Raw genomic sequence first — 21,186 nt, forward strand, 5'->3', positions numbered from 1 at the left:
AGCCGGTGCGGCATTAACAGAACGAATCACAAAAAAAGCGGGCTCCCGCCGCCCCGTCCCGAAGGAGGGGCGGTGGAAGACACCGCCTTGATTTGGAAATCCGTTTCCCCTCATAGTCTCTTTCGCTTTAGAAGCTGTACACCGCACCCAAGTTGAACTTACGACCCGAGTCATTAAAGGCACGAGTGATGCCACCATCGGTGTAGATGTAGCTGTCCTGATCAAACAGGTTGCTTACCGAGGCAGTCAATCGCAGGCCACGCACCGGACGATAGCTGGTCGCCAGGGTGGTTCGATGCTGATCATCGTAGTAAGTCGCCGGGTTCACACCATCCGCAGCGTTTTGCAGGTAACCGGCACGATAGTTGTGGGACAGGCGTACATCAAACTTGCGTGTGCTGTAGTACCAGGTCATGTTGGCATTGTGCTTAGACGCCGCCGCCAACAACTCAGGCTCAGAGTTATGGATAAAGGTGTAGTTAGCCTGCATACCGGTATCGCTCAGGAAACCGGGCAGGTTGGTAAAGGCGGTCTGGTAAGCCAGCTCAATGCCGTGCAGGTCCAGTCCTTCTTCGTTGTTACGGCTACGCACCAGCACATCGATAGGGTCTTCCTGCCCTTCGACGGCAACTTGCTCATAGCGCTCAACCATACGAACGAAAGTTTCCAGGTTCTTATAGAAGTACGCCGCAGAAACCATAGAATCTTTATCGTAGAACCAGGACCAGGTCATATCCAGGTTGTTGGCAATGAACGGATCCAGAGTCGCTTCGGTGGTATTGATGGTCGGCTCACCATCCGGCGTGCTCACGCGAGTGGACCCCACCAGATCGTTCTTGTTCGGGCGTGCCATCGTACGGCTAGCACCGAAACGGAAGTCCATATCATCACGCATGGCGTACTTCAGGTTCATACTCGGCAGGAACTGATGGTCGGTTTGAGTTGCGGTGTGGAAGTCACGCTCGCCGACAAAACCATAGGTTGGGCCGTTGTTATTCTCGCCAGTGACAACCAGCCCCTTGCGCCAGTCCACATCGGTCTTCTCGGTGGTTTGCTCGGTACGAACATAACGCAAACCAACGTTACCGGTCAGGTTGTAACCAATTTCAAAGTCGGCACGGAAATAAGCGGCCAAAGTGTCTTCAAACAGGTTGTCCTCATAGGACTCGAAGGTTTTCTTACAATTGCCATTTGGCAGCGGTACACAGTTTTCCTGCTCATAACGGGCAAACTCACGCACAGCGTCAAAGCTGGTCATGTCGAACAGAGCATTCACGTTCGGTGTAATGAAATTACGCGGCCCGTAAGCAATTCCACCATTCGCACCATCAAACCAGTCGCCGTTAGACGGACGAGCATGAACAAAACCAGGGGTATCCAATCCCATTTGTTCCATCATGCGCGCAAACTGAATTTCGTCCAGGTTTACGTCATAACTGCGTTCTTTCATCTCTTCCATGGCGTAGCTTGCACCAAAAGAAACCTTGGTGATCACCGCATGATTGCCGATCTCAATGTCAGTAAAGCGTGAGGCGTCGAGAGAAACAGTGTCTGAATTATTTTCCGTTGTGGTGCCGAAGTTGGAGCTATCCAAGTACAGGTTGCCGTATGAGGCAGGGTTAGACAGGTCCAGGCTCAGATCACCGTAATCCACTCCCCAAGGGCCGCGACCACCGCTGTAGAAAGTCACGTTGTCCATCGGGTTGATAAGATCTGCCTTCAGACCTGATGCATTCCACAGCATGTCGGAGCGGACCATGCTGTAAGCGCCCTGGATCTGCCAGTCGCCCAGTTCGTACTCCGCTTCAAAGGTGTTCACCATGACGTCAGCATCACGGCTGATCGGGGTCATCTCGACGAAGCTGTTCACACCATCCAGAGTCATCTGATTGGCGTAGCGGTTACCATTGACGTTGACTTCTTCCCAATCGGTTAGAACAGTCTGAGTCCCAGTGTTAAAAGCGTGACGTTGACGATTTTCTGCGCTCTTATAATCTGTGTAGAAGGTCTCGGCAAACAGAGAAAGGTTGTCGGTCGGGCGCCACTCGATGTTTGCAAACACAGCCGCACGTTCACGCTCACTATTATTCAGTTCATAACGTAGCTGGCTAGTACCGTAAATGCGCTCACGGTTTTGGGTATCCGCTGGGTCATCCCACCACCATTTGGAGCCATACTGGTTACCGTTTTGGATCTGAGTGTGATTGTCTTCCTTCAGGTAGTTAGCACCAAAGGCAATACCAATGGTGTCGTCGGCAAACTTGTCGGAGAAGATAAAGCTCAGATCCGGGCCGAATTCTCCAGTGTTACCATCGTAAGTGGACTTGGCCACTGCACGTACCACGCGATCGCGGGACATAAATGCACGATGGCTGCGCATATCTACGGTACCGGAGATCCCGCCTTCGCCTAGGTCAGCAGAGGAGCTTTTTTGCACGGACACCTGAGAAATAAAGGCAGACGGCATGATCTGGTACGAGAAATTACGGTTGGAGTTCAGCGGTGTAGAGATGCTACGACCGTTGTACAGGGTCTTGGTGAAGTAACCTGGCAGACCACGAACGTTCACTTCACGGGCTTCGCCGTTCTCGCTGCGCTGTACCTGAACACCAGCCACCCGCTCCAGAGAGTCACCGATGTCCGGATCCGGCATCACACCGATGTCTTCGGCGGCGATCACGTCCACCTGAGCGTCGGAGAAGCGCTTTTCGTTCATGGCTTCGGACAGGGAGGCACGGGTACCGGAAACGCGGATCACCTCGACGTCTTCCGCCATTGCGAAGTCATTCTCAAACTCTTCGGCAACGGCATGGGCGCCGGAGAAGGTCAGTGCCAGGAAGGCGGCCACTGGAGTCAATTTAGTTGGGTTTACTGCCATTATCTTTGTCTCTTCAGAGTTAGCCGACGAGATGTGCTTTCTACTGTGCACTGTCGCCATCGTCGTTTATTCCAAGAACCCGGTAACCACTGCCGATGCAGGCCACAACGTTTCAACCTAAATAACGATGCGCCCTCCAGTTCAATTCCTTCCATGGACAGTTGCCAAACTAACATTACGACAACATCCGGAAGGCGATATCACCTTCCAACTGAACTGGGCTCGATTCACTTCGACCGGAATCTTAAATCACCGCCGCACTATCAACACTCCTGCCTATGACTTCAAGGCCCCAACTGTAATTTGCCTTCACAAATTTTAAAAATAAATCTCCGAAGGGGTCCTTTTTAACCCGCAGGACAAGCCAAACCTCAGAGAAATTACATAACATTCACAAGTAATGTAATTCACTTAAAATCACTTACATTTGCGCCCCATTGTCAATTAACTTCAACTCAGGAAGAAGATTCTAAAATTACTCCTCTGTCCCCGCCCTCCAGCACAACATTTTTGTCACACACTTGCGAAATTCTGACCTGGATTCCCGGCAACAGATTGGTAAGACCAATTCCCCAAGCATTCCCTTAAACCCCGGTAAACACACGATTCTTTCCACCCGCGACTCGAGGTTCTGCGGCCCAACCTCCTCCTCTATCCCCATTTCATTTACAACCTCGACCTGCGTCAGGGATGTAAAGCGATACGCAGTCTTTCGACGACAAGCTCCCTTTCACAGGGAAAAAGGAAAATAACCATCACGAATTCAGCTCATGCGAGCGTGAAGTGGCGTTGCTAAGGGATTTCATGGCTCATCGACTGGATTGCCCGTATTCCCGGCGAAATTCACAACATTTCACACAGATCCTGCCCCCCCTTTCACTCACCTTTAGAAGTGTGAAGCGGTTTTCATGCCGACTTAATTCATTCGGTGCTGTCTGCGCCGCCCGATTCAATCCCAGGCCCATCGCCAACGGGATATGGATGAACATGGTATGGACCACGCCTTCGCCTCTATAAGCGCCCTGGGCAGTAAGGTGTGCCCATATCGTTATACCTTCTTTCGGATTGCGACCGTCGAGCATAGACAAGCACTCAAGCTTCAGGCTTGTCAGCAGCCCGCCTTTTTTGTTGTGAGCCGGACAACATACCCACCTCGTATCGCCTACCCAAGACGCCAAGGCGCAACTGGGGTAGGATCGCCTTCTATTGCTTCACGCAGATTTAATTGGGCTTTTATGCGGATCCTCCACACCTCCGACTGGCACTTGGGCCAGTACTTCTATGGCAAAAGCCGGGCGGCTGAGCATCAGGCGTTTCTCGACTGGCTGCTTGAGCAGATCGACCACCTGGACATTGATGCGCTGATCGTCGCCGGCGATCTGTTCGACACCGGCACCCCGCCCAGCTACGCCCGAAGCCTCTACAACGCCTTTGTGGTGCGGATGCAGGCGCGGCGCTGCAAGCTGATCTTGCTCGGCGGCAACCATGACTCCGTCGCCATGCTCAACGAATCCAAGCAGTTGCTGGCCTGTCTGGGCACGGACATGGTGGCCGCCGCTAGCGAAACGCCGGAGCAGCAAGTGGTGACGATCAGCAATGCCCAGGAGCAACCCATCGGCCTGGTGTGCGCCATTCCCTATCTGCGCCCGCGGGACATCACCCGCTCCGAAGCCAATCAGTCCGCCGAGCAGAAACAGCGTAGCCTGCAACAACAGATCGAACGCCACTACCGTGAGGTGTACGACGCCGCGGTGGCACAGCGCGACGCGTTAGGTCAGCCGTCGCTGCCCATTATCGCCACCGGCCACCTGACCACCGTCGGCGCCAGCAGCAGCGAATCGGTGCGGGATCTCTACATCGGCACCCTGGATGCCTTTCCCGCCAGCGCCTTTCCGCCCGCCGACTACATCGCCCTGGGCCATATTCACAGGCCACAGAAAATTGGCGGCAGGGACACCATTCGTTACTGCGGCAGCCCCATTCCGCTGAGCTTCGATGAGTTGGGTCGGGACAAGGAGGTGCTGCTGATCGAGTTTAATGAGACCGATGCGCCCAAGATCTCCGCGCTGAATGTGCCACTGAGCCAGCCGATGGCGATGCTCAAAGGCGATCTGGCCAGCATTGAGCAGCAATTGAGCCAATTTGAGGGTCAGGAGTCGATCACCTGGCTGGACATCGAAGTGGTGGCCCAGGACTACCTCAGCGATCTGCAATCGCGCATTATCGCCCTGACCGAAGCCCTGCCGGTGGAAGTGCTGCTGGTACGCCGCGCTCGCAACCGCCGCACCGATCAGATAGAGCAACAGGACAAGGAAACTCTGGCCGAATTGACGGTGCAGGATGTCTTCGCCCGCCGCTTGGCCAACGAAGTGTTCGAAGGCGACGCGGCCGAGCAAAGAAAACAACGGCTGCAGGCCCGCTTCGAGGAGACGCTGGCACTGCTTGACGAACCGGACGCCGAACCTGAGCCGCCAGAGACCGCGCCCACGCCTTCCGGCCCGAAGGAGACGCAGTCATGAAGATCCTCAGCCTGCGCTTTAAAAACCTCAATTCCCTCAAAGGCGAATGGAAGATCGACTTTACCGCCGAGCCCTTTGCCAGCAACGGCTTGTTTGCCATCACCGGCCCCACCGGCGCCGGCAAGACCACCCTGCTCGACGCCATCTGTCTGGGGCTGTACCACGAAACCCCAAGGCTCAAAGTCTCGCCGACCCAAAACGAGCTGATGACCCGCCACACCGCCGATGCCTTGGCGGAAGTGGAGTTTGAAGTCAAAGGTGTCGGCTATCGGGCCTTCTGGAGCCAGCGCAGGGCCCGGGGCGCCAGCGACGGCAAACTGCAGCCCCCTTCGGTGGAACTGGCCCAACTGAGCGACGGCAAGATCCTGGCGGATAAGGTCAAGGACAAGCTGGCGCTGATCGCCGAGCTCACCGGCCTGGATTTCGGCCGCTTCACCAAGTCCATGCTGCTGTCCCAGGGTCAATTCGCCGCCTTCCTCAACGCTGACGCCAACGACCGGGCCGAGCTGCTTGAGGAGCTGACCGGCACCGAGATCTATGGCCGGATCTCCGAGCGGGTGTTTGAACAAACCGCCCAGGCCAAGGTGCGGCTCGACACCCTGCGCGCCAAAGCCGAAGGGGTGCAACTGCTGACCCCGGACGTGCGCCAGGCGCTCGGTGACGAGCTAGAGCAGCTGCAGCAACAACATCAGACACTCACCGCAACCTTGGCCGAGCTGCAGGCGCAGCAGCAATGGCTCAGCCAATCCGAAGCGCTCGAACAAGCCACGCAGCAGAGCCAACAAGGCAAACTCGAGGCCGAGCAAAATATCCGGGATCACCAGACCGAACTCGACCGGCTGAAGCTGAGCGAGCCGGCCGAACAACTGCGGACCCAACACGACCAATTGCTCCACGGCCAGAAGGCCCTGGCGGCACTGGAACAGGAGCTGGCCGAGCGCAGCGCACAACTGGCCACACTGGGCGACACCCTAAGCCAGCAACAGCGTACCTTGGCCCAGAGCCAGCAGGCGCTGGCCGAGCAAAAGCTGCGTCAGGAGTTGGAAGAGAAACAGATCATCGAGCAGATGATGCCGCTGGATCACAGCATCCACCAGCTGGACAGGGAGCAGGCCCAACTCAGCCAGCAACAGCAGCAGCTGGACAGCCAGCTTGAACAGTTGCAAGCCAATGAAAAGCAGGCACAAGCAGCCCGCCAGGCGCTGGGGCAGGAGCTGGGCCAGTTACAACACTATCTGAGCAGCCATGCCCACCTGGCACCGCTTGGCAGCCAGCTGTCCGCCTGGCAGCAACGATTGCAAGGCTATCAGCAGCGCCAGCGGCAGCTAGGCCCTCTGGATCAGCAGATCCAAAGCCATCAGCAACAGCTGGAGCAACGCCGTGAGCAAAGCCGCCAACGACAACAAGCACTGAGCGAGCAACAACAGCGGCGAATTCGGGCCCAGCAAGCGGCCGATGAAGCACAAACGCAACAGCTTGCGTATCAGCAGTCACTGGACGCCCAAGTGAATGCCGATGCACTGGAGCAGGCCCTGCAACAACAGCAAGCCCAAGCCAAGCACTGGCAGGAGCTGCAAACCCTGGCCCGGCTGTTCGACAAAGATCAGCACAGCCTGCAGCAGCTGGAACAGCAGAGGCACCAACTAAACCAGCAGCTGGATCAGGCCCAACAGGCGCTGGCCGAGAAGCGCCAGCAGTACGCCGCTCAGGTGCCGCATCTGAAAGATCTGGAGGCCCGCTTTGCGCTGGAGCAGCAGATCCAGTCACTGGAAGCCGAGCGCGCCAAGCTGCAGCCAGACAGCCCCTGCCCGCTGTGCGGCGCCACCGAACACCCTCTGGTGGAAGCCTACCAGCAGCAACAGGAGTCCGATACCCAGCAGCGCCTGGCACAGATGCGTGAGCAGGCCGAGCAGCTCAAGGCGGCGGGCCTCGCGGCCAAGCAGGCGGTCAGTCTCCATGAGCAGCAACTCACCCAACTTAACCATCAAAGGCAGAGCCTGACGGAGCAGTTAACCAGGCTGGGCGAACAGTGGCAGACGCATACAGCAGCGCTGGCCCTCACGCTGACCATCGAGCAGGGTGAAGCGCTGATCCAGCAACATCAGCAGTGGCAGCAAGAGATGGAGCAGCACAGCCAGCAACTGCAACAGCTGCGCCAGCTCGACGCACGGGTGCTGCAACAGGCCCAGCAACTGGCTGAGGCCATCAATGGCGAACAGCAAGCGCAAGCGGCGCTGGAGCAATGTCACAGTGAAGGCAAACACCTGGCCAAACAGAGCGAACAGTTTCACGTCCAATATCAGCAACTGCAGCAGGAGCAGACGGCATTGCTCGAACTGTGGCAAGCCGAAGCTCGGGAACTCGCCCTCGAACTGCCCGCCGCCGACCAACTTGAAGCCTGGTTGGGACAACTGGCCACCCAGATCCAGCAGTGGCAGGAAAGCACCACCCGGCAGCAGATCCTGCAGCAGCAACAGGCCGTGCAACAGGAGCAGGCTCAGCACAGCAATACGCGCCTGGGCGAGCTGCGCCAGCAGCGCCAAACTGGAAACGAGCAACTCAACCAGATCCACCAGCAACTGCAGCAGGCGCGCAATGAACGTAGGGTGCAATTTGGCGATCTAACCGTCGAGGAGGCCCGCGTGCAGCTCAAGCTGCGGACCGAACAGACCGAGCAGACCCTCACTCAGGCGCAGACCAGCCTGGCCAGCACCCAGCAGCAACACCATCAGCTCAGTGGCCAGCAGCAATCCCTCAGCGCACAGCAGCGCCAGAGTCACGAGGAGCAGCAACAGCGCCAGCGGGATTTCGATGCCGCCCGCACGGCAGCCGGATTTGCCGACGATGCGGCCTTCACACTGGCCCTGCTGGCACCGTCTGAGCGTGAGCAACTGACCGCCCTGCGCCAGCAACTGGAGCGGGCCAGCAATGAAACCCAGGCGTTGCTGGCACAGGCGCAGCAGCGCGTCGCCGAGCATCAGCAGTCGCGGCCGCAGGCACTAATTGAGGACAATAAGCGGACCCCGCAGGAGCACCTCGAACAGCTGACGCAACAAAGCCAACAACACACAGAGCAGCAGCAGGCGAATCTGGCCCAGCAGGGCCAGCTCAAAGAGCGGCTGGACAGCGATCAACAGCGCCGGGACGGGCTGCAACAGCTGGTGGCGGAGATCGAGCAGCAGCAAGAAGCGTTTGATGACTGGCAGGGACTCAACAGCCTGATCGGCTCCGCCAAAGGCGATAAGTTTCGCCGGTTTGCCCAGGGTCTGACCCTGGAACACCTGATCCACCTGGCCAACCGCCAGCTCCAGCGCCTGCATGGGCGCTACCAGTTGCAACGCAAGTCCTCCGATGCGCTGGAGCTGCGGGTACTGGATACCTGGCAGGGCGACTCGGCGCGGGACACCAAGACCCTGTCCGGTGGCGAAAGCTTCCTGGTCAGCCTGGCCCTGGCCCTGGCCCTGTCGGATCTGGTCAGCCACAAGACCCGCATCGACTCGCTGTTTCTCGATGAGGGCTTTGGCACCCTGGATCCGCAAACTCTGGACACCGCACTGGACGCGCTGGACCAACTCAACGCCAGTGGCAAGATGATTGGCGTGATCAGCCACGTCGAAGCGCTCAAGGAGCGCATTCCGGTGCAGATCGAAGTGGAGAAACGCTCAGGGCTTGGTCACAGCCGATTAAGCAAAACCTTTGCCCTGGGCTGAATTGGCTGAAAAAACAACGCAAAGTGGCTAAGGCCGCGAGCCGGATCTACCTTTAAGGCGTGCTCCTGAGGAACAGGACGTCGACAAACGGGAACGTGGCGCCATGGAATGGTTAGATCTGACTCAGTATCGGACTCGATTGCTCGGCCTGCTGACATTGCTCAGTTTGGCCGGGCTGTCCCTATGCTGGCAGGTCTATCAAACCGGCCAGCAGCTGCACACCAATGCCTACGAGTTGACCGATCACCACATTCCCCACCTGCTTCAGATCCAACACCTGATGGAGTCGCAGCAGGAGCTGGTGCTGATGCTGTACCAACTGACGGATACCGATCCCCCCCCTTCGCAAGCCCTTGAGCAGCAACGGCAGACCGCCCAGCAAGCCCTATCCATACTCGGCAATGAATATGCCGACGATCCCCGCCTGGCGGCACTGTGGCAAAATTTTGAGCAGCTGTGGCGCATGGAGCAGATATTGTCACAGCAAGACCTCGATGCCCAGCAACGGAAACAAACCTGGGCGGCCATCCAACAGGCCCACTTCAACAGTGAGGCCCTGCTCAACGGCCTTCGTGAGGAGCACCAAAATGCGAGCCGACACCTGCTTGAAGACACCATCAACAAGTCAGGATCGAGCACCGGCCTGGCGACTACCCTGATCCTCTTGCTGCTCAGCGCCACCTTTATCCTGGCCATGGGGCTCGCACGATTCCTGGCCGATCGGGCCGAACGGCAGAAACTGGCATCCTTTGCCGAACAAAGCCCTGAACCCATCCTTCGTTGCACCCCCCAGGGTAAGCTCCTCTACCACAACCTGGCACTGCAACAGTTGATCGCCGAGCAAGGACTCACGCCCGAGAGCCTGCTCTGCCAACTGGGCCATCGACTGGCACACTTGCAGCAACACGACAGCGCACAAACACAATGGCAATGCAAATTGGGGCAGAAACAGTTCCGGGTCTATTCGGTGATCTTACCCGGGGAAGACCAGATCCAGCTTCACCTCCTCGATGAAACCCTGGCACAAAGGGCCCGTTCCGAACTGGCTTATCGAGCCAGCCACGACCAGCTGACCGATCTGCCCAATCGCCACCATTTCCTTGAGCTGGCCACCGAGCGTTTTCACACCGGGCAAGCTCCCGGCTCTTTGGCGGTCTTGAACGTCATCAATTTTCAACGGGTCACGAGCCAGATCGGTTTTGTTCTGGCGGACGAGATCCTGGTCCAGATCAGCCAGCGGCTGACCGATAACCTGAGTCGGGTCAAGCGGGGCAACCATGCCTTGTTACTGTTCAGTTTCGAAGCGACGCATTTTTCCTTGATCATCGACGAGCCGCCGGATCTTAAACGCTTAGCCCAAATCGCTTCTGCGCTGCAGCAGGCCTTCACCGCCCCCTTTGTGACGGAAGATGGCCTGAACACCTTCTATCTGTCACTCAATCAGGGGTATGCCTGCTACCCCAAAGATGCCGATACCCTGGATGATCTGGTGCGCTGCGCCGACGTTGCCATGCGCGAATGTGGCCTCAATGCCAACAGCACTCATTGCGTCTTCTCTGCGGAGATGGACGCCAGGGAAGCCAAGTTGATCGAGCTTGAAAATGCATTGCGCACCGCCGAGCAAAAGCAGCAGCTGCAGCTCTACTACCAGCCACAACAAAACCTGAACGATGACACCCTGTGTGGTTTCGAGGCGTTGATCCGCTGGCGACACCCGGAGAAAGGGCTGATCTCCCCGGCAGAATTCATACCCGTCGCGGAGCAGAGCGGTCTGATCCTCTCCATCGGTGCATGGGTACTGAGAGAAGCGTGCCAACAGGCTCATCTCTGGCATCAGCAGGGCCATCCGTTGCAAGTGGCCATCAATCTGTCTGCAAAACAGTTTCAACAGCCGGATTTCGTCAAGCAAGTCGCGACCATCTTGAAGGAGACTCTGGTAGAGCCCAGCCTGATCGAACTGGAGCTGACCGAGAGCCTTCTGATGGACGATCTGGAACAGGCCCAGCGCACGCTATTGGGGCTCAAGGCCCTAGGGCTAAAACTGGCGATTGATGACTTTGGCACCGGGCACTCCTCCCTGGCCTATCTCAAGCGTTTCCCCGTCGACACCCTGAAGATTGATCGCAGCTTCATCGCGAATCTGCCCAACGATCCCCAGGACAGTGCCATCATCAACAGCATTCTTGCCCTGGCGCGTCACCTGAACCTGACGGTGGTGGCCGAAGGGGTAGAGACCCAGGCTCAACATGACTGGCTCAAATCCCAGGGCTGCCAGGTCCTTCAAGGCTTCCTGTACAGCCGTCCCCTGCCGACAGCGCTTTGCCATACCCTGCTCACCCAGGACAATACACCCGTCACCCAGCCAGGTTAAGTCGTTGCACTCGGGGTAAAGCAGCCGGTAGACTCAGCAGATCACTTGGCATCTTGCCAACATCAGGAAAGTTCATGAAAGTTACCATCAAGGATGTGGCCCGTCATGCCGGGGTCTCCTTTAAGACCGTGTCCCGTGTGATCAATAAAGAATCATCCGTTCGACAAGACACCATCGATAAGGTGGAAAAGGCGATCGCCGAGCTCAACTACCAGCCCAATAGCGCAGCAAGGAACCTGGCCAGTGCCAAGGCCTATGCCATCGGCTTCGTCTATGACAACCCCAATGCCTACTACGTCATCGACATGCAAAACGGGATCCTGGATGCGTGCCGACAGCATCATTATGAACTGATGATCTACCCCACAGACGCCAAGGCCAAGTCGATCTGCCAGCAACTGGCCGATCTCGTCAAACGTTCCCGGGTTGCCGGACTGGTGCTCACTCCACCCTTTTCCGAAACACCGGCCATCATCGAGACCCTGGAGCAACTGGATGTTGCCTTTGTGCGCATCGTGTCCGGCTCCGGAGAGAATCAATCGGATCCCAATTGCCTCTATATCGACGATCGATCCGGCGCCTACGCCATTACCGAGCACCTGCTCTCACTGGGGCACACCCAGATCGGCTTCTTGTGTGGTGATAAAGAGCACCAATCCAGCGATGAGCGGCTAAAAGGCTATAAACAGGCATTGGCCGATCATGGACTCGAGGTACAACCTCAGTGGGTTTTGGAAGGTCACTATTCGTTCGACTCCGGGGTGGCCAATGCACAGACATTGATGGCGCAGGACCCCCCCCCCACCGCCCTGGTTGCCTGTAATGATGAGATCGCGGCGGGTGCCCTGTTTGCCGCCCAGTTAGGCGGGGTCAAGGTGCCCGAACAACTGTCCATCGTCGGTTTCGAGAACAGCCCCTTCTCACGCCAGACCTGGCCTAAGCTGACAACCGTGGATCAGCCCATCGTTCAGATCGCCCGTCAGGCCACGGAGCAGCTGTTGCGCCAACTGCGTGGTCAGAGCGATAAAAGAACCCAGCGCTTTGTTCCCCAGCCCGTTGTTCGGGACTCCAGTACGGCTCCATCTTGAGGCGTACCAGGCAAAAGCGTTTAAGCCAGGATCAAGGCCTCATACCTTGATGAAGATCCGCTGCCGGGCCATATACCAGAGCAGACTCCACTGCAGCCCCAGCAGGGCACAGACACTGAGCAGCGCTTGCACCTGGGTGGGCACCGCTGTGATCCCACCACCAAACAGGCTGTGCACCAGGTACTGCCAGTCAAACAGGGCACTGGCCAGGTAGATAGCAATCGCGTTGACACCGATCAAGCCAAACGCAGTACCGAGGCGGTGCCAGCCGAGACCATCGATCAAGGCCAGAAACAGCACCAGCAACAGGGTACTCCAGCCGGCGGTTACCAGCACAAAGCTGACGGTCCACAAGGTTTTATTCACCGGCACCCAGGGCTCCAGCCCCCAGCCCAGTAGCAACGCTAAAACACCTGCCAGGGCCAAAACGCCACAGCGATGCCACAAGCCGTGAGGCTGGCGGAGCCAGAGTCCCGCCCAGACGCCCAGCAGGGCATTGAGTGCCGCGCTGAGGTGAGACAAGAGCCCTTCCGGATCCAGCGGAGCCCCCTGATAGGTGGTACCGGGTAGCCAAGCTTGATCCACCCAGGTATTAAGGGAGGCGTGAACGCTGTAGGGCTCCATCCCCCACATCCCCTGCCCCACCCCGTAGAGCAGGGCCAGGATCCCACCGGCCCACAACTGGGCGCGCAGCGGCAGGTGCCACACGATCATGGCAGCAATAAACCAGGCCACCCCGATCCGCCCCAGCACACTGGCAAAACGGATCTGCGACAGCTCGGCGGGGATACCACTGCCCCAGCCATGGTTGTAGATCACCCCCAGCAGGCACAGCAGCCCCAGGCGACGCAGGGCTTTGAGGTAGAGGGATCGGCGCTGTCCCGCGGGCATTGCCGGCAGGAAGCGGGGTCTCAACCCAAGGGTGACGCCGGAGAGAAAGATAAACAGGGGAAAGATCAGATCGTACGCCGTCAGGCCATGCCAGGAGCTGTGGGTCATCTGCTCCGCCGCCAGGGCAAAGCCCTGCCAGCCGGTCAGCAACAGCAGAGCGGCAAACAACTTCTCACCGCCGAGGATCCAGAACATATCGAAACCGCGCAGGGCATCGATGGCCAGCAACCGCTGCTGCTGGCCCTGAACCGCCGACGCCATTACTGGCCCCAGTGGCGCATCTTATGACCCTTGATGGCATAAAACAGGATAAACAGGTAGCAGGGCATGCCAACCCAGTAAGCCAGCTGAGTATCGCCGCTAAAGTGCGCCACCTTACCAAACACCAGGGGCAGGATCGCCCCACCGGAGATCCCCATGATCAACAGCGCCGATCCCTGGGCCGTGTACTTGCCGAGCCCCTCCAGCGCCAGCGGCCAGATAGAGGGCCATACCAGGGCATGGGCCAGTCCCATCAGGGCGACAAAGGTGACGCTATTGGGGATCACGGGAATGCCACTCCAGCCCCATAAGAGTGTCGCCAGTGTCGTACTCTCACCTGAACTGAACACCACGCCAAGCACACAGAGGATCCCGGCCAACGCCGAGCCAAGCAGGGCCTTCTCCTGGCTGAGGAAGCGAGGAATACAGGTCACCCCGATGAGGTAACCAATCACCATAAACACCATGGTGTAGGAGGTCAGCGAGGCAAAGTTGTTGACCCCGAGGCTCGCGCCATACAGGCCGATGGTATCGCCGGCAATCACCTCGATCCCGACGTAGGCAAACAGCGCCACGGCGCCGAGTACCACCTGTGGGAAATGGGTGATGTTACCTTTGCTTTGATGGGACTCATTGGACTCAAACTCCAGCTCTGGCAGAGAAGAAAACTTCACCAGGCCGATCAGAAACAGCAGCGCACCGGCCATGTAGAGATAGGGAACCACCAGGCGGGAGGAGAGTTCGCGGATCTGGGCCTGACGCTCGATTTCCGGCAGGGCCGCCAGATGTTCCGCGGTAAAATTCTCGAACCCGGCCAGGACCAGAGCGGTAAAGAGTACGGGTACAATCACCCCGGCCCCCTTGTTGATCAGCCCCATGATGCTGATCCGCATCGCCGCACTCTCTTTCGGGCCGATCATCACCACATAGGGATTGGACGCCGTCTGCAGAATGGTTAAACCCGTCCCCAGCACAAACAGCGCCGACAAGAACAAGGGATAGGCTGCGCTTTGGGCGGCCACAATGAACAGCAGCGCCCCCACCACCATCAATGCCAGTCCCAGGGCCATGCCATTCTTATAACCGGTACGCTTGAGAATAAATGACATGGGCAACGCCATCACCGTATAGGCGATATAGAAGGCGAAGGTGACAAAGAGTGCCTGGAACTCATTGAGTTCACAGATGATCTGCAAAAAGGGGATCAGCGAGCCGTTGAGCCAGGTGACAAACCCAAAGATGAAAAACAATACCCCTATGATGCACATGGGCAGAAAACTGCCCCGGGTTCCCGTTTTCGCGGGCGCTGCTTGTGTCATATCCATATTCCGCCTCTCGTTATGTTCCATGTGTCGTGGGTCGACTCAGGCGCTTTCGCCCTGTAGCCAGGTTTGGCGAACGCGGTAATCGTCCGCCAGCAGGACCATATCCGCCGGGCTCCCCACCCGTAATCGGCCATGATCAGTCAATCGTAAAAAGTCGGCCGGGTAGGCCGAAGCCATGCGCAGTGCCCGTTCGGGCGCTACGCCAAGACGTTCGATGGTGTTTCGCACCGCACTGGCCATATCGAGTATCGAACCCGCCAGTTCGCCGGTCGGTGCCACCAGGGCATCACCACGACGCAAAATTGTCCGGCCCATCAGCTCAAATTGATCTCCCGCCATACCCACAGGCGGCATGGCATCGGTCACCAGCACCATCTTCTCCTGTGGGCGTACCTTAAGGGCCAACCGCAAACTGGCATCGTGGACATGTTGACCATCGACAATCAAGCCACACCAGGCTTGCTCGTCCAGCAGGGCCGCGCCCACCATGCCCGGCTCCCGGGAGGTAAAAGGTGACATGGCATTAAACAGGTGAGTAAACCCAGTGGCACCGGCCGCCAAGGCCGCCTGCACCGTGGCAAAATCCGCATTGGAGTGGCCCAGGCAAACGCGCACACCGGCTTCGACCAGGGTGTGGATCTGAGCCGGTGTTACCGTCTCCGGTGCCACCGTTACCATCACCCGGCCCAGATCGGTGCGGCAATACTGCGCCATCTCCGCCTCGCCCAGGGGACGAATGTACTGGGCACTGTGTACCCCCTTCTTGGCCACCGACAGATGCGGCCCCTCGAAGTGCACGCCAAGCAGGCCGGGCAGCCCGAGGGCGATCCCCTTAGCCACCGCGTCGGCACCGCGACGGATCACCGCCAGCTCATCGGTGATCAGTGTCGGCATCAGCCCGGTACTGCCAAACGCGGCATGGGCCTGGATCATCCGCTGTAAACACTCCACGGAGGGATCGGCATTAAACAGAGCGCCGCCACCGCCATTGACCTGAAGATCGATAAACCCGGGTACCAGCAGCCCATCAAGGCACTGCGCCTCCTTCGGCCCCTCGCCCTGGCCCATGGCCTGGATCTGGCCATCGGCCACGGTCAGCCAGGCATCACTCCACCACTGCTCCCCATCAAACAGTCGGGCGACGCGATAACTTCGGAGTGGTTCTGCCTGTTTCATCATTCTCTTCACTAAGTTTTTGTCCCTTTGAAGGGATCATTACAGGGTCTGGGTGACTTTTTTCAGGCCTTTGGGACTGTCGGGATCGATCCCCCGGGCCCGGGCCACACGCTCCACATCCAGATAGAAGCGCTGCATCAAAGACAGGGCCGCCACCCGGGGATGAGCCGCACCAGTTTGCCCCAACTCCACCACGGCTGCACCCCGTCCCTGGATCTCGGCCATCTGCTCCCTGTGAGCGGGTGCAGACTCATCCTCGATATTCAGGCTCAACAGCGCCAATTGCTGCTCTACCAGGGTCACCGGGCCATGAAGAAACTCGGCACTGGAAAACGCTTCGGCATGGATCCCGCACACCTCCTTGAGTTTAAGCGCGATCTCCTTGGCCACGGCATAACCCAGTCCACGCCCAAGTACCACCAGGTTAACCAGCCCCTCGACGCCATCGGCCGTCAACTGCTGCGGGGCCTGGATCGCCTGCCTGAGTAGCTCGGGGATCCCCTGTACCGCCTGTTGCAGCTGCGCATCCCCTTTCCAGGCGCTGATCAGATGAAGCAGCGCCGACAGGGTCGCGAGGTAACTCTTGGTCGCGGCCACGGCCTTCTCCTCCCCCGCACCAAGCGGCACCACATGATGGGCCAGCTCCGCCAGGGGTGAAGACTCATCGTTGACCAAAGCCACCACCCGTGCCCCCGCCTGGATGGCCTGCTGAGCCTGCGCCAGGATATCCGGGCTGCGGCCTGACTGGGAGATCAGCAGCACCAGTCCTCCCTCCAGCGCCAGGGTCCGGCCATAGATACTGGCCACTGAGGGTGCCGAGGCGAAAGTGGGCACCCCGAGTTCGATCTCGATCAAATACTTGGCGAACACTCCGGCATGATCCGAACTGCCACGCCCCACCCACATCACGAACCTGGGTGGGCAGGCGCGCAGCTGTGCACCCAACTGCTGCAGGGCGGGATCATTGCGTTCCAGTTGCTCGGCGATCCGCTGTGGCGCTTCACGCGCTTCCCTTTCCATAATGCTGCTCATCATTACCAACCTTGTGCTTCAAACCTGTTATTGCCGGCCCATCTGGGCATCTTGTGCGTAGTAAATCGCCCCCATCTCCGGGGTCGCTATGGCCGGAGCCATGGCGCTTTGAACCGTCTCGTCAAGATAGGGCAGCAACAGGGGGCCGAGCCCACCCAGCAGGGCCAGGCGCGGGGCACCATCCCGCAGTAACTGCTGAGCCAAGCGTGTCATGTAACTCGCCCCCTCCTGCAGGATCTGCAGGGCCACGTCATCGTCATTTTTCACGGCACTGAACACGGTTCCTGCCAGGCGAGCGTAGGCTGTAGAGCGTTGCCCGGCGAGCTGCTCCACCCACTGCATGGGATCGGCACTGTCAAAGTGCTGGCTCACCCCCTCCACCAATGCGGTATGGGGCCCTAAACCATCGCAGGCCTCCAGTGCGCGCTGCACCGCCATCAGGCCAAACCAGGCGCCACTGCCCTTATCCCCCTGGGGAAAGCCATGGCCACCATAGATCTTGCCTCTCCCTCCCAGGCTGATGTAGCCACAAGAGCCGGTGCCCGTGATCATGATTGCTCCGTCCTGCCTGCCGTGGGCCCCCAGGCAGGCGATATGAAGATCTGTGGTCAGGTGAAGATCGGCAAAGGGGTGCTGCCAGTTCTCCATCGCCGCTTGGCAGGAGGGTAGGTTCACCCCGGCCAGACCCGCGCCCACCACGCAGTGGCGCAGGGTATCGATCCCAAAACCCGCCACCTTCAGCGCCTGCTCACAGGCATCCAGAATGGAAGCCTGCGCAGCGCCCAAGCCATTGACCGGGTTGGCCGCACCGGACAAGCCGCTGCCGATGACCCCCTCATTGGCGTGAAACAATACGGCCCGGCACTTACTGCCACCACCGTCGATCCCTAACATCATCGGAGTACTCCCCTTTTCCATGATTGCGTCCCCCACTACCCCTGTGTATCCCGTTGAGAGAAACGCTGCCCAGCGGCCTCCTGTTTGAGGAGTAAACTGCGCCCGGGTCTGCGCCCATCGGCCGAGCGGGCGCGGATCTGGACGGATCCCTCAACCGCCACGGGGGCTCGGTATGGCCGCCAGGCCCCGCCATCCTTGCGATATTCCAATGCCAATCCAGGGTAGAGGCCCACGGCGTGCAGCAAGCCCTGCTCGAATCGAGCCCCAACCGTTGGAATGCGATAAGCCACTCCTGCCCTATCCAGCTTGGCCAGCTCCTGCTGACCCACCAGAGCGGCAAAGCGTTGCCAATCCTCCAGCATCATCGACTGTCCCTGGAAATACTGGCTGTGTGCATCGTAACTGCGCCCTCCGATATAGGCCTGTTCCCACGCCGCCCTGTGCCAGGCCCGCTCAGCCAACGCCAGCAACCGGGGGAACAGCTTGTACTCGATCTCCTCGGGGTGACGAACGGTTTCGGTCCACAGCTGAGCCTGGATCCCCTTGACCCTTTCTCCCGACAGGACAAACTCCGTGTCTTTTGCCTGATAGGGGTTGCCCTGACGGTCCCGCCAGTACTCCGCCAGCAGCGGCAGATTATCCGGCTGAAAGGTAAAGACCTTATGAGTGTCAATCCGGCGTGCGCCCCAGTAATAGCCCCCTTCGTCCGGATCCGCTTCATAGGGGAAGTCAAAGTAGAGGACATCCGGGCTGGACAGCACCACATCCCAGCCCAGCTTGAGCTGTTGATGAGTCTTGTTGTGGCCGCCCCAGGACAGCAGATCCCAGCTGTAAGAGGTAACGGGTCCCGCCAGCCCTTCTCGGGCCTCCAGCAGCCCATCACTCCAACCGGCGGCACCGATCCCCCGCTTTGCCAACAGCTCACTGACCCGCCCCAGGAAGTAACCGGTCAACTGCTCAGTACTGTGCAGATCCGGGTTTGAGGCGATCAGTGCCTGACAGGCGGGCGAATGCTCCCAGGCCTGCTCCGTCTCATCGGCGCCTATGTGGTAGAGGCTCAGGGGGATCCCCGCTTCTGCGTGCATCGCGCTGATCTCATCCATCACCTTATCGATAAAGGCGTAGCTCGAGGCCAGGCAGGGGTTGATGGTGTTGTCTCGATAATACTGAACCGACAGATAGTCCGGCTTATCCAGGGGATCCTTAAGCCGATACTGCTCGGCAGCCGCCAGCTTCCCCTGAGCCGCCAGACGGCGGTAGCGCTGCTCCATGGCGACCACGGCGGCGCGGGCATGGCCCGGCATGTCCAGTGATGGGATCACCTCGATATGTCTCGCCTTGGCATAGCGCAACAGGGCGATATAGTCTTGGCGGCTGAAAAATCCATTGTTCACCGCATCGGGATCGGGATCGGCGCCCAACTGGGGCAATAGGCAGGTTTGCTCCGTTTCATCCAGGCAGCGGAAGGCCCCTATCTGGGTTAACTCGGGCAGATCCGGGATCGCCAGGCGCCACCCTTCGTCGTCCCCCAGGTGGAGGTGCAGCTTGTTCAGCTTGTAGGCGGCCATCTGATCCATCAGCTTCTCCAGAATTGGCGCCGCCGAGAAGTTGCGGGCCAGATCCAGGTGCAAGCCGCGATAATCGTAGCGGGGGCGATCGGAGATCCGCACCGCCGGCAGGCTCGGCCGCTCAAGATGGATCAACCCCGCCAGACTCTGCAGGGCATAGAAGGCACCGCTGTCTGAGGCCGCCTCGATGCGGATCGCCTCATGTCCCAGCTCCATCCGATACGCCTCATCGGCCAGGGAGCTTACCCGCTGAATGTGCAGCGGCACGCCTCCCTCCGCCGGGGCAAAACCCAACCGCGCGAGTCGTTCCAGGGCCGCATCAAGCCGGTCAAAATCATGGGGTAACAAACGCCAGCCTACGCTGAGTGCTGGCCCGGCACCATCGAGCCATTCAAGGGCGTCAGGGGTGGGGATCAGCCCGGGAGGCAGCGGCTCCTGGCTATCCCCGCCCAACTGCTGATAGCGTTGAAACAGCCAGTCCGGCGACGCGATCGGTGTGTTGTCATCCGCACTGCGGCGCAGATGGCGAACCGGATCCCAGATGGGCACAACAAAGGGCAAACGCCACAGGCCCGTTTCGTCGTCACGTTGCTCACGCGTGGCTGTGATCAACTGGGGAGCATGGCCCTCCACCAGCAGTTGGTAATTGGGCATGGCATCACGATTAGACAGGCTCCAGTAGTTCGCCCGCAGTAACAGCTCGACGCTTTCCCCCGGTGCCAGCCCCTTAAACTCGCTCCCAGGTGCCAGGCTGTGCAGATCGCCATTGATGTGGGTCAGCTCGAGGGGTCCTTCGACGCTTTGGACGTAAGACACTTGGCTAAAGCGGATCGTCCAGCCCGAGGCAGGCAGCGGCTGCTCCCCGGCCGTCAGGGTTAGACGGATCCGGTAGCAGGCCCCATCGGCCCTGGCTGGATCGCACAGAGGATCCGGTCGATTGTCGACCACCTCGTAGCGAACCTGAAGCTGCTCGGCCAGACGCAGGGGCTCCACAGTGCTGAGCGCCAAGGGTGCTGCTCCCTGCTGGCATCCGGTCAAGCACAGGAGGACCAGCCACCCGAAGTGTCGAACGTGTTGCAACATGCTGTCTTCCCTGTGTCGTGTTGCCCGAAGGCACAATAAAAAACGCCGCCCATCAGTACGTCATAAGCAGCGGGTGCCAGGACCGCGGGGGAGTGGCAAGCGTGTCGAGGCATTGACTCACTATAGGGAGAGAGACCCCGCCGAACCCTGCTGGCACCGAACTGTCTGCCGAATGCCCGATTCCGTGGCAAACGACTCAATCATCATGGTGAGAAGACCCGCTCTTTTCGGTCTTTCCCACCTCACTTGAAACCCATAATGACAACGCTGTCATTTGCTGTCCAGCATAAATTTCACTTTTTTGTTACTTTTCGCCTTTACCCCCTTTCAGCAAAGGTTCAATTTTCCACCGTTGTAGATTCGAAGCCGGAAATCCTTATCTCGTCT

Annotated in this window: 11 protein-coding genes; 4 read left to right on the plus strand and 7 right to left on the minus strand. The window is 58.9% G+C overall.

Features of this window, described 5'->3' with window-relative positions; genetic code table 11:
* Positions 1-127: 127 nt before the first annotated feature.
* Positions 128-2,878 carry a TonB-dependent receptor gene (locus tag AC2D8U_RS01475; RefSeq protein WP_484617260.1) on the minus strand — a complete coding sequence of 917 codons (2,751 nt, stop codon included), beginning with the start codon at positions 2,876-2,878 and terminating at the stop codon, positions 128-130.
* A gap of 1,235 nt (positions 2,879-4,113) precedes the next feature.
* Between AC2D8U_RS01475 and sbcD the strand changes: the two genes are divergently transcribed.
* The 4 genes from sbcD to AC2D8U_RS01495 all read left to right on the plus strand — a co-directional run bounded on the left by sbcD (position 4,114) and on the right by AC2D8U_RS01495 (position 12,566).
* Positions 4,114-5,397 carry an exonuclease subunit SbcD gene (gene sbcD, locus AC2D8U_RS01480; protein ID WP_484617261.1) on the plus strand — a complete coding sequence of 428 codons (1,284 nt, stop codon included), beginning with the start codon at positions 4,114-4,116 and terminating at the stop codon, positions 5,395-5,397.
* Positions 5,394-9,107, plus strand: coding sequence for an SbcC/MukB-like Walker B domain-containing protein (locus AC2D8U_RS01485; RefSeq protein ID WP_484617262.1), 3,714 nt, complete (start codon positions 5,394-5,396; stop codon positions 9,105-9,107). The genes sbcD and AC2D8U_RS01485 overlap by 4 nt, the downstream gene beginning before the upstream one ends.
* Before the next feature lie 103 nt (positions 9,108-9,210).
* Positions 9,211-11,478 (plus strand): putative bifunctional diguanylate cyclase/phosphodiesterase, encoded by a 2,268-nt coding sequence (locus tag AC2D8U_RS01490; RefSeq protein WP_484617263.1) that lies wholly within the window; start codon positions 9,211-9,213, stop codon positions 11,476-11,478.
* A gap of 74 nt (positions 11,479-11,552) precedes the next feature.
* The gene (locus AC2D8U_RS01495) at positions 11,553-12,566 is read left to right on the plus strand and encodes a LacI family DNA-binding transcriptional regulator (protein ID WP_484617264.1); all 1,014 of its coding nucleotides are present in this window, start codon (positions 11,553-11,555) and stop codon (positions 12,564-12,566) included.
* Between the two features lie 39 nt (positions 12,567-12,605).
* Here AC2D8U_RS01495 and nagX read toward each other — a convergent pair whose 3' ends face one another.
* Genes nagX through AC2D8U_RS01525 form a run of 6 tightly spaced genes read right to left on the minus strand, consistent with a single transcriptional unit; the run spans position 12,606 to position 20,724 of the window.
* Positions 12,606-13,718 carry a transmembrane glucosamine N-acetyltransferase NagX gene (gene nagX / locus AC2D8U_RS01500; RefSeq protein WP_484617265.1) on the minus strand — a complete coding sequence of 371 codons (1,113 nt, stop codon included), beginning with the start codon at positions 13,716-13,718 and terminating at the stop codon, positions 12,606-12,608.
* Positions 13,718-15,043 (minus strand): sugar MFS transporter, encoded by a 1,326-nt coding sequence (locus tag AC2D8U_RS01505; protein ID WP_484617266.1) that lies wholly within the window; start codon positions 15,041-15,043, stop codon positions 13,718-13,720. The genes nagX and AC2D8U_RS01505 overlap by 1 nt, the downstream gene beginning before the upstream one ends.
* A gap of 39 nt (positions 15,044-15,082) precedes the next feature.
* Positions 15,083-16,219, minus strand: coding sequence for an N-acetylglucosamine-6-phosphate deacetylase (nagA, locus tag AC2D8U_RS01510; protein ID WP_484617267.1), 1,137 nt, complete (start codon positions 16,217-16,219; stop codon positions 15,083-15,085).
* A 39-nt stretch (positions 16,220-16,258) separates the two neighbouring features.
* Positions 16,259-17,254, minus strand: coding sequence for a glucosamine-6-phosphate deaminase NagB-II (gene nagB-II, locus AC2D8U_RS01515; protein WP_484617268.1), 996 nt, complete (start codon positions 17,252-17,254; stop codon positions 16,259-16,261).
* A 24-nt stretch (positions 17,255-17,278) separates the two neighbouring features.
* On the minus strand, positions 17,279-18,169 hold the full coding sequence (gene nagK / locus AC2D8U_RS01520; protein ID WP_484617269.1) for an N-acetylglucosamine kinase: 891 nt from the start codon (positions 18,167-18,169) through the stop codon (positions 17,279-17,281).
* Between the two features lie 14 nt (positions 18,170-18,183).
* Positions 18,184-20,724 (minus strand): family 20 glycosylhydrolase, encoded by a 2,541-nt coding sequence (locus tag AC2D8U_RS01525; protein WP_484617270.1) that lies wholly within the window; start codon positions 20,722-20,724, stop codon positions 18,184-18,186.
* Between the last annotated feature and the right edge of the window lie 462 nt (positions 20,725-21,186).

The organism is Ferrimonas sp. YIN67 (assembly GCF_057219095.1).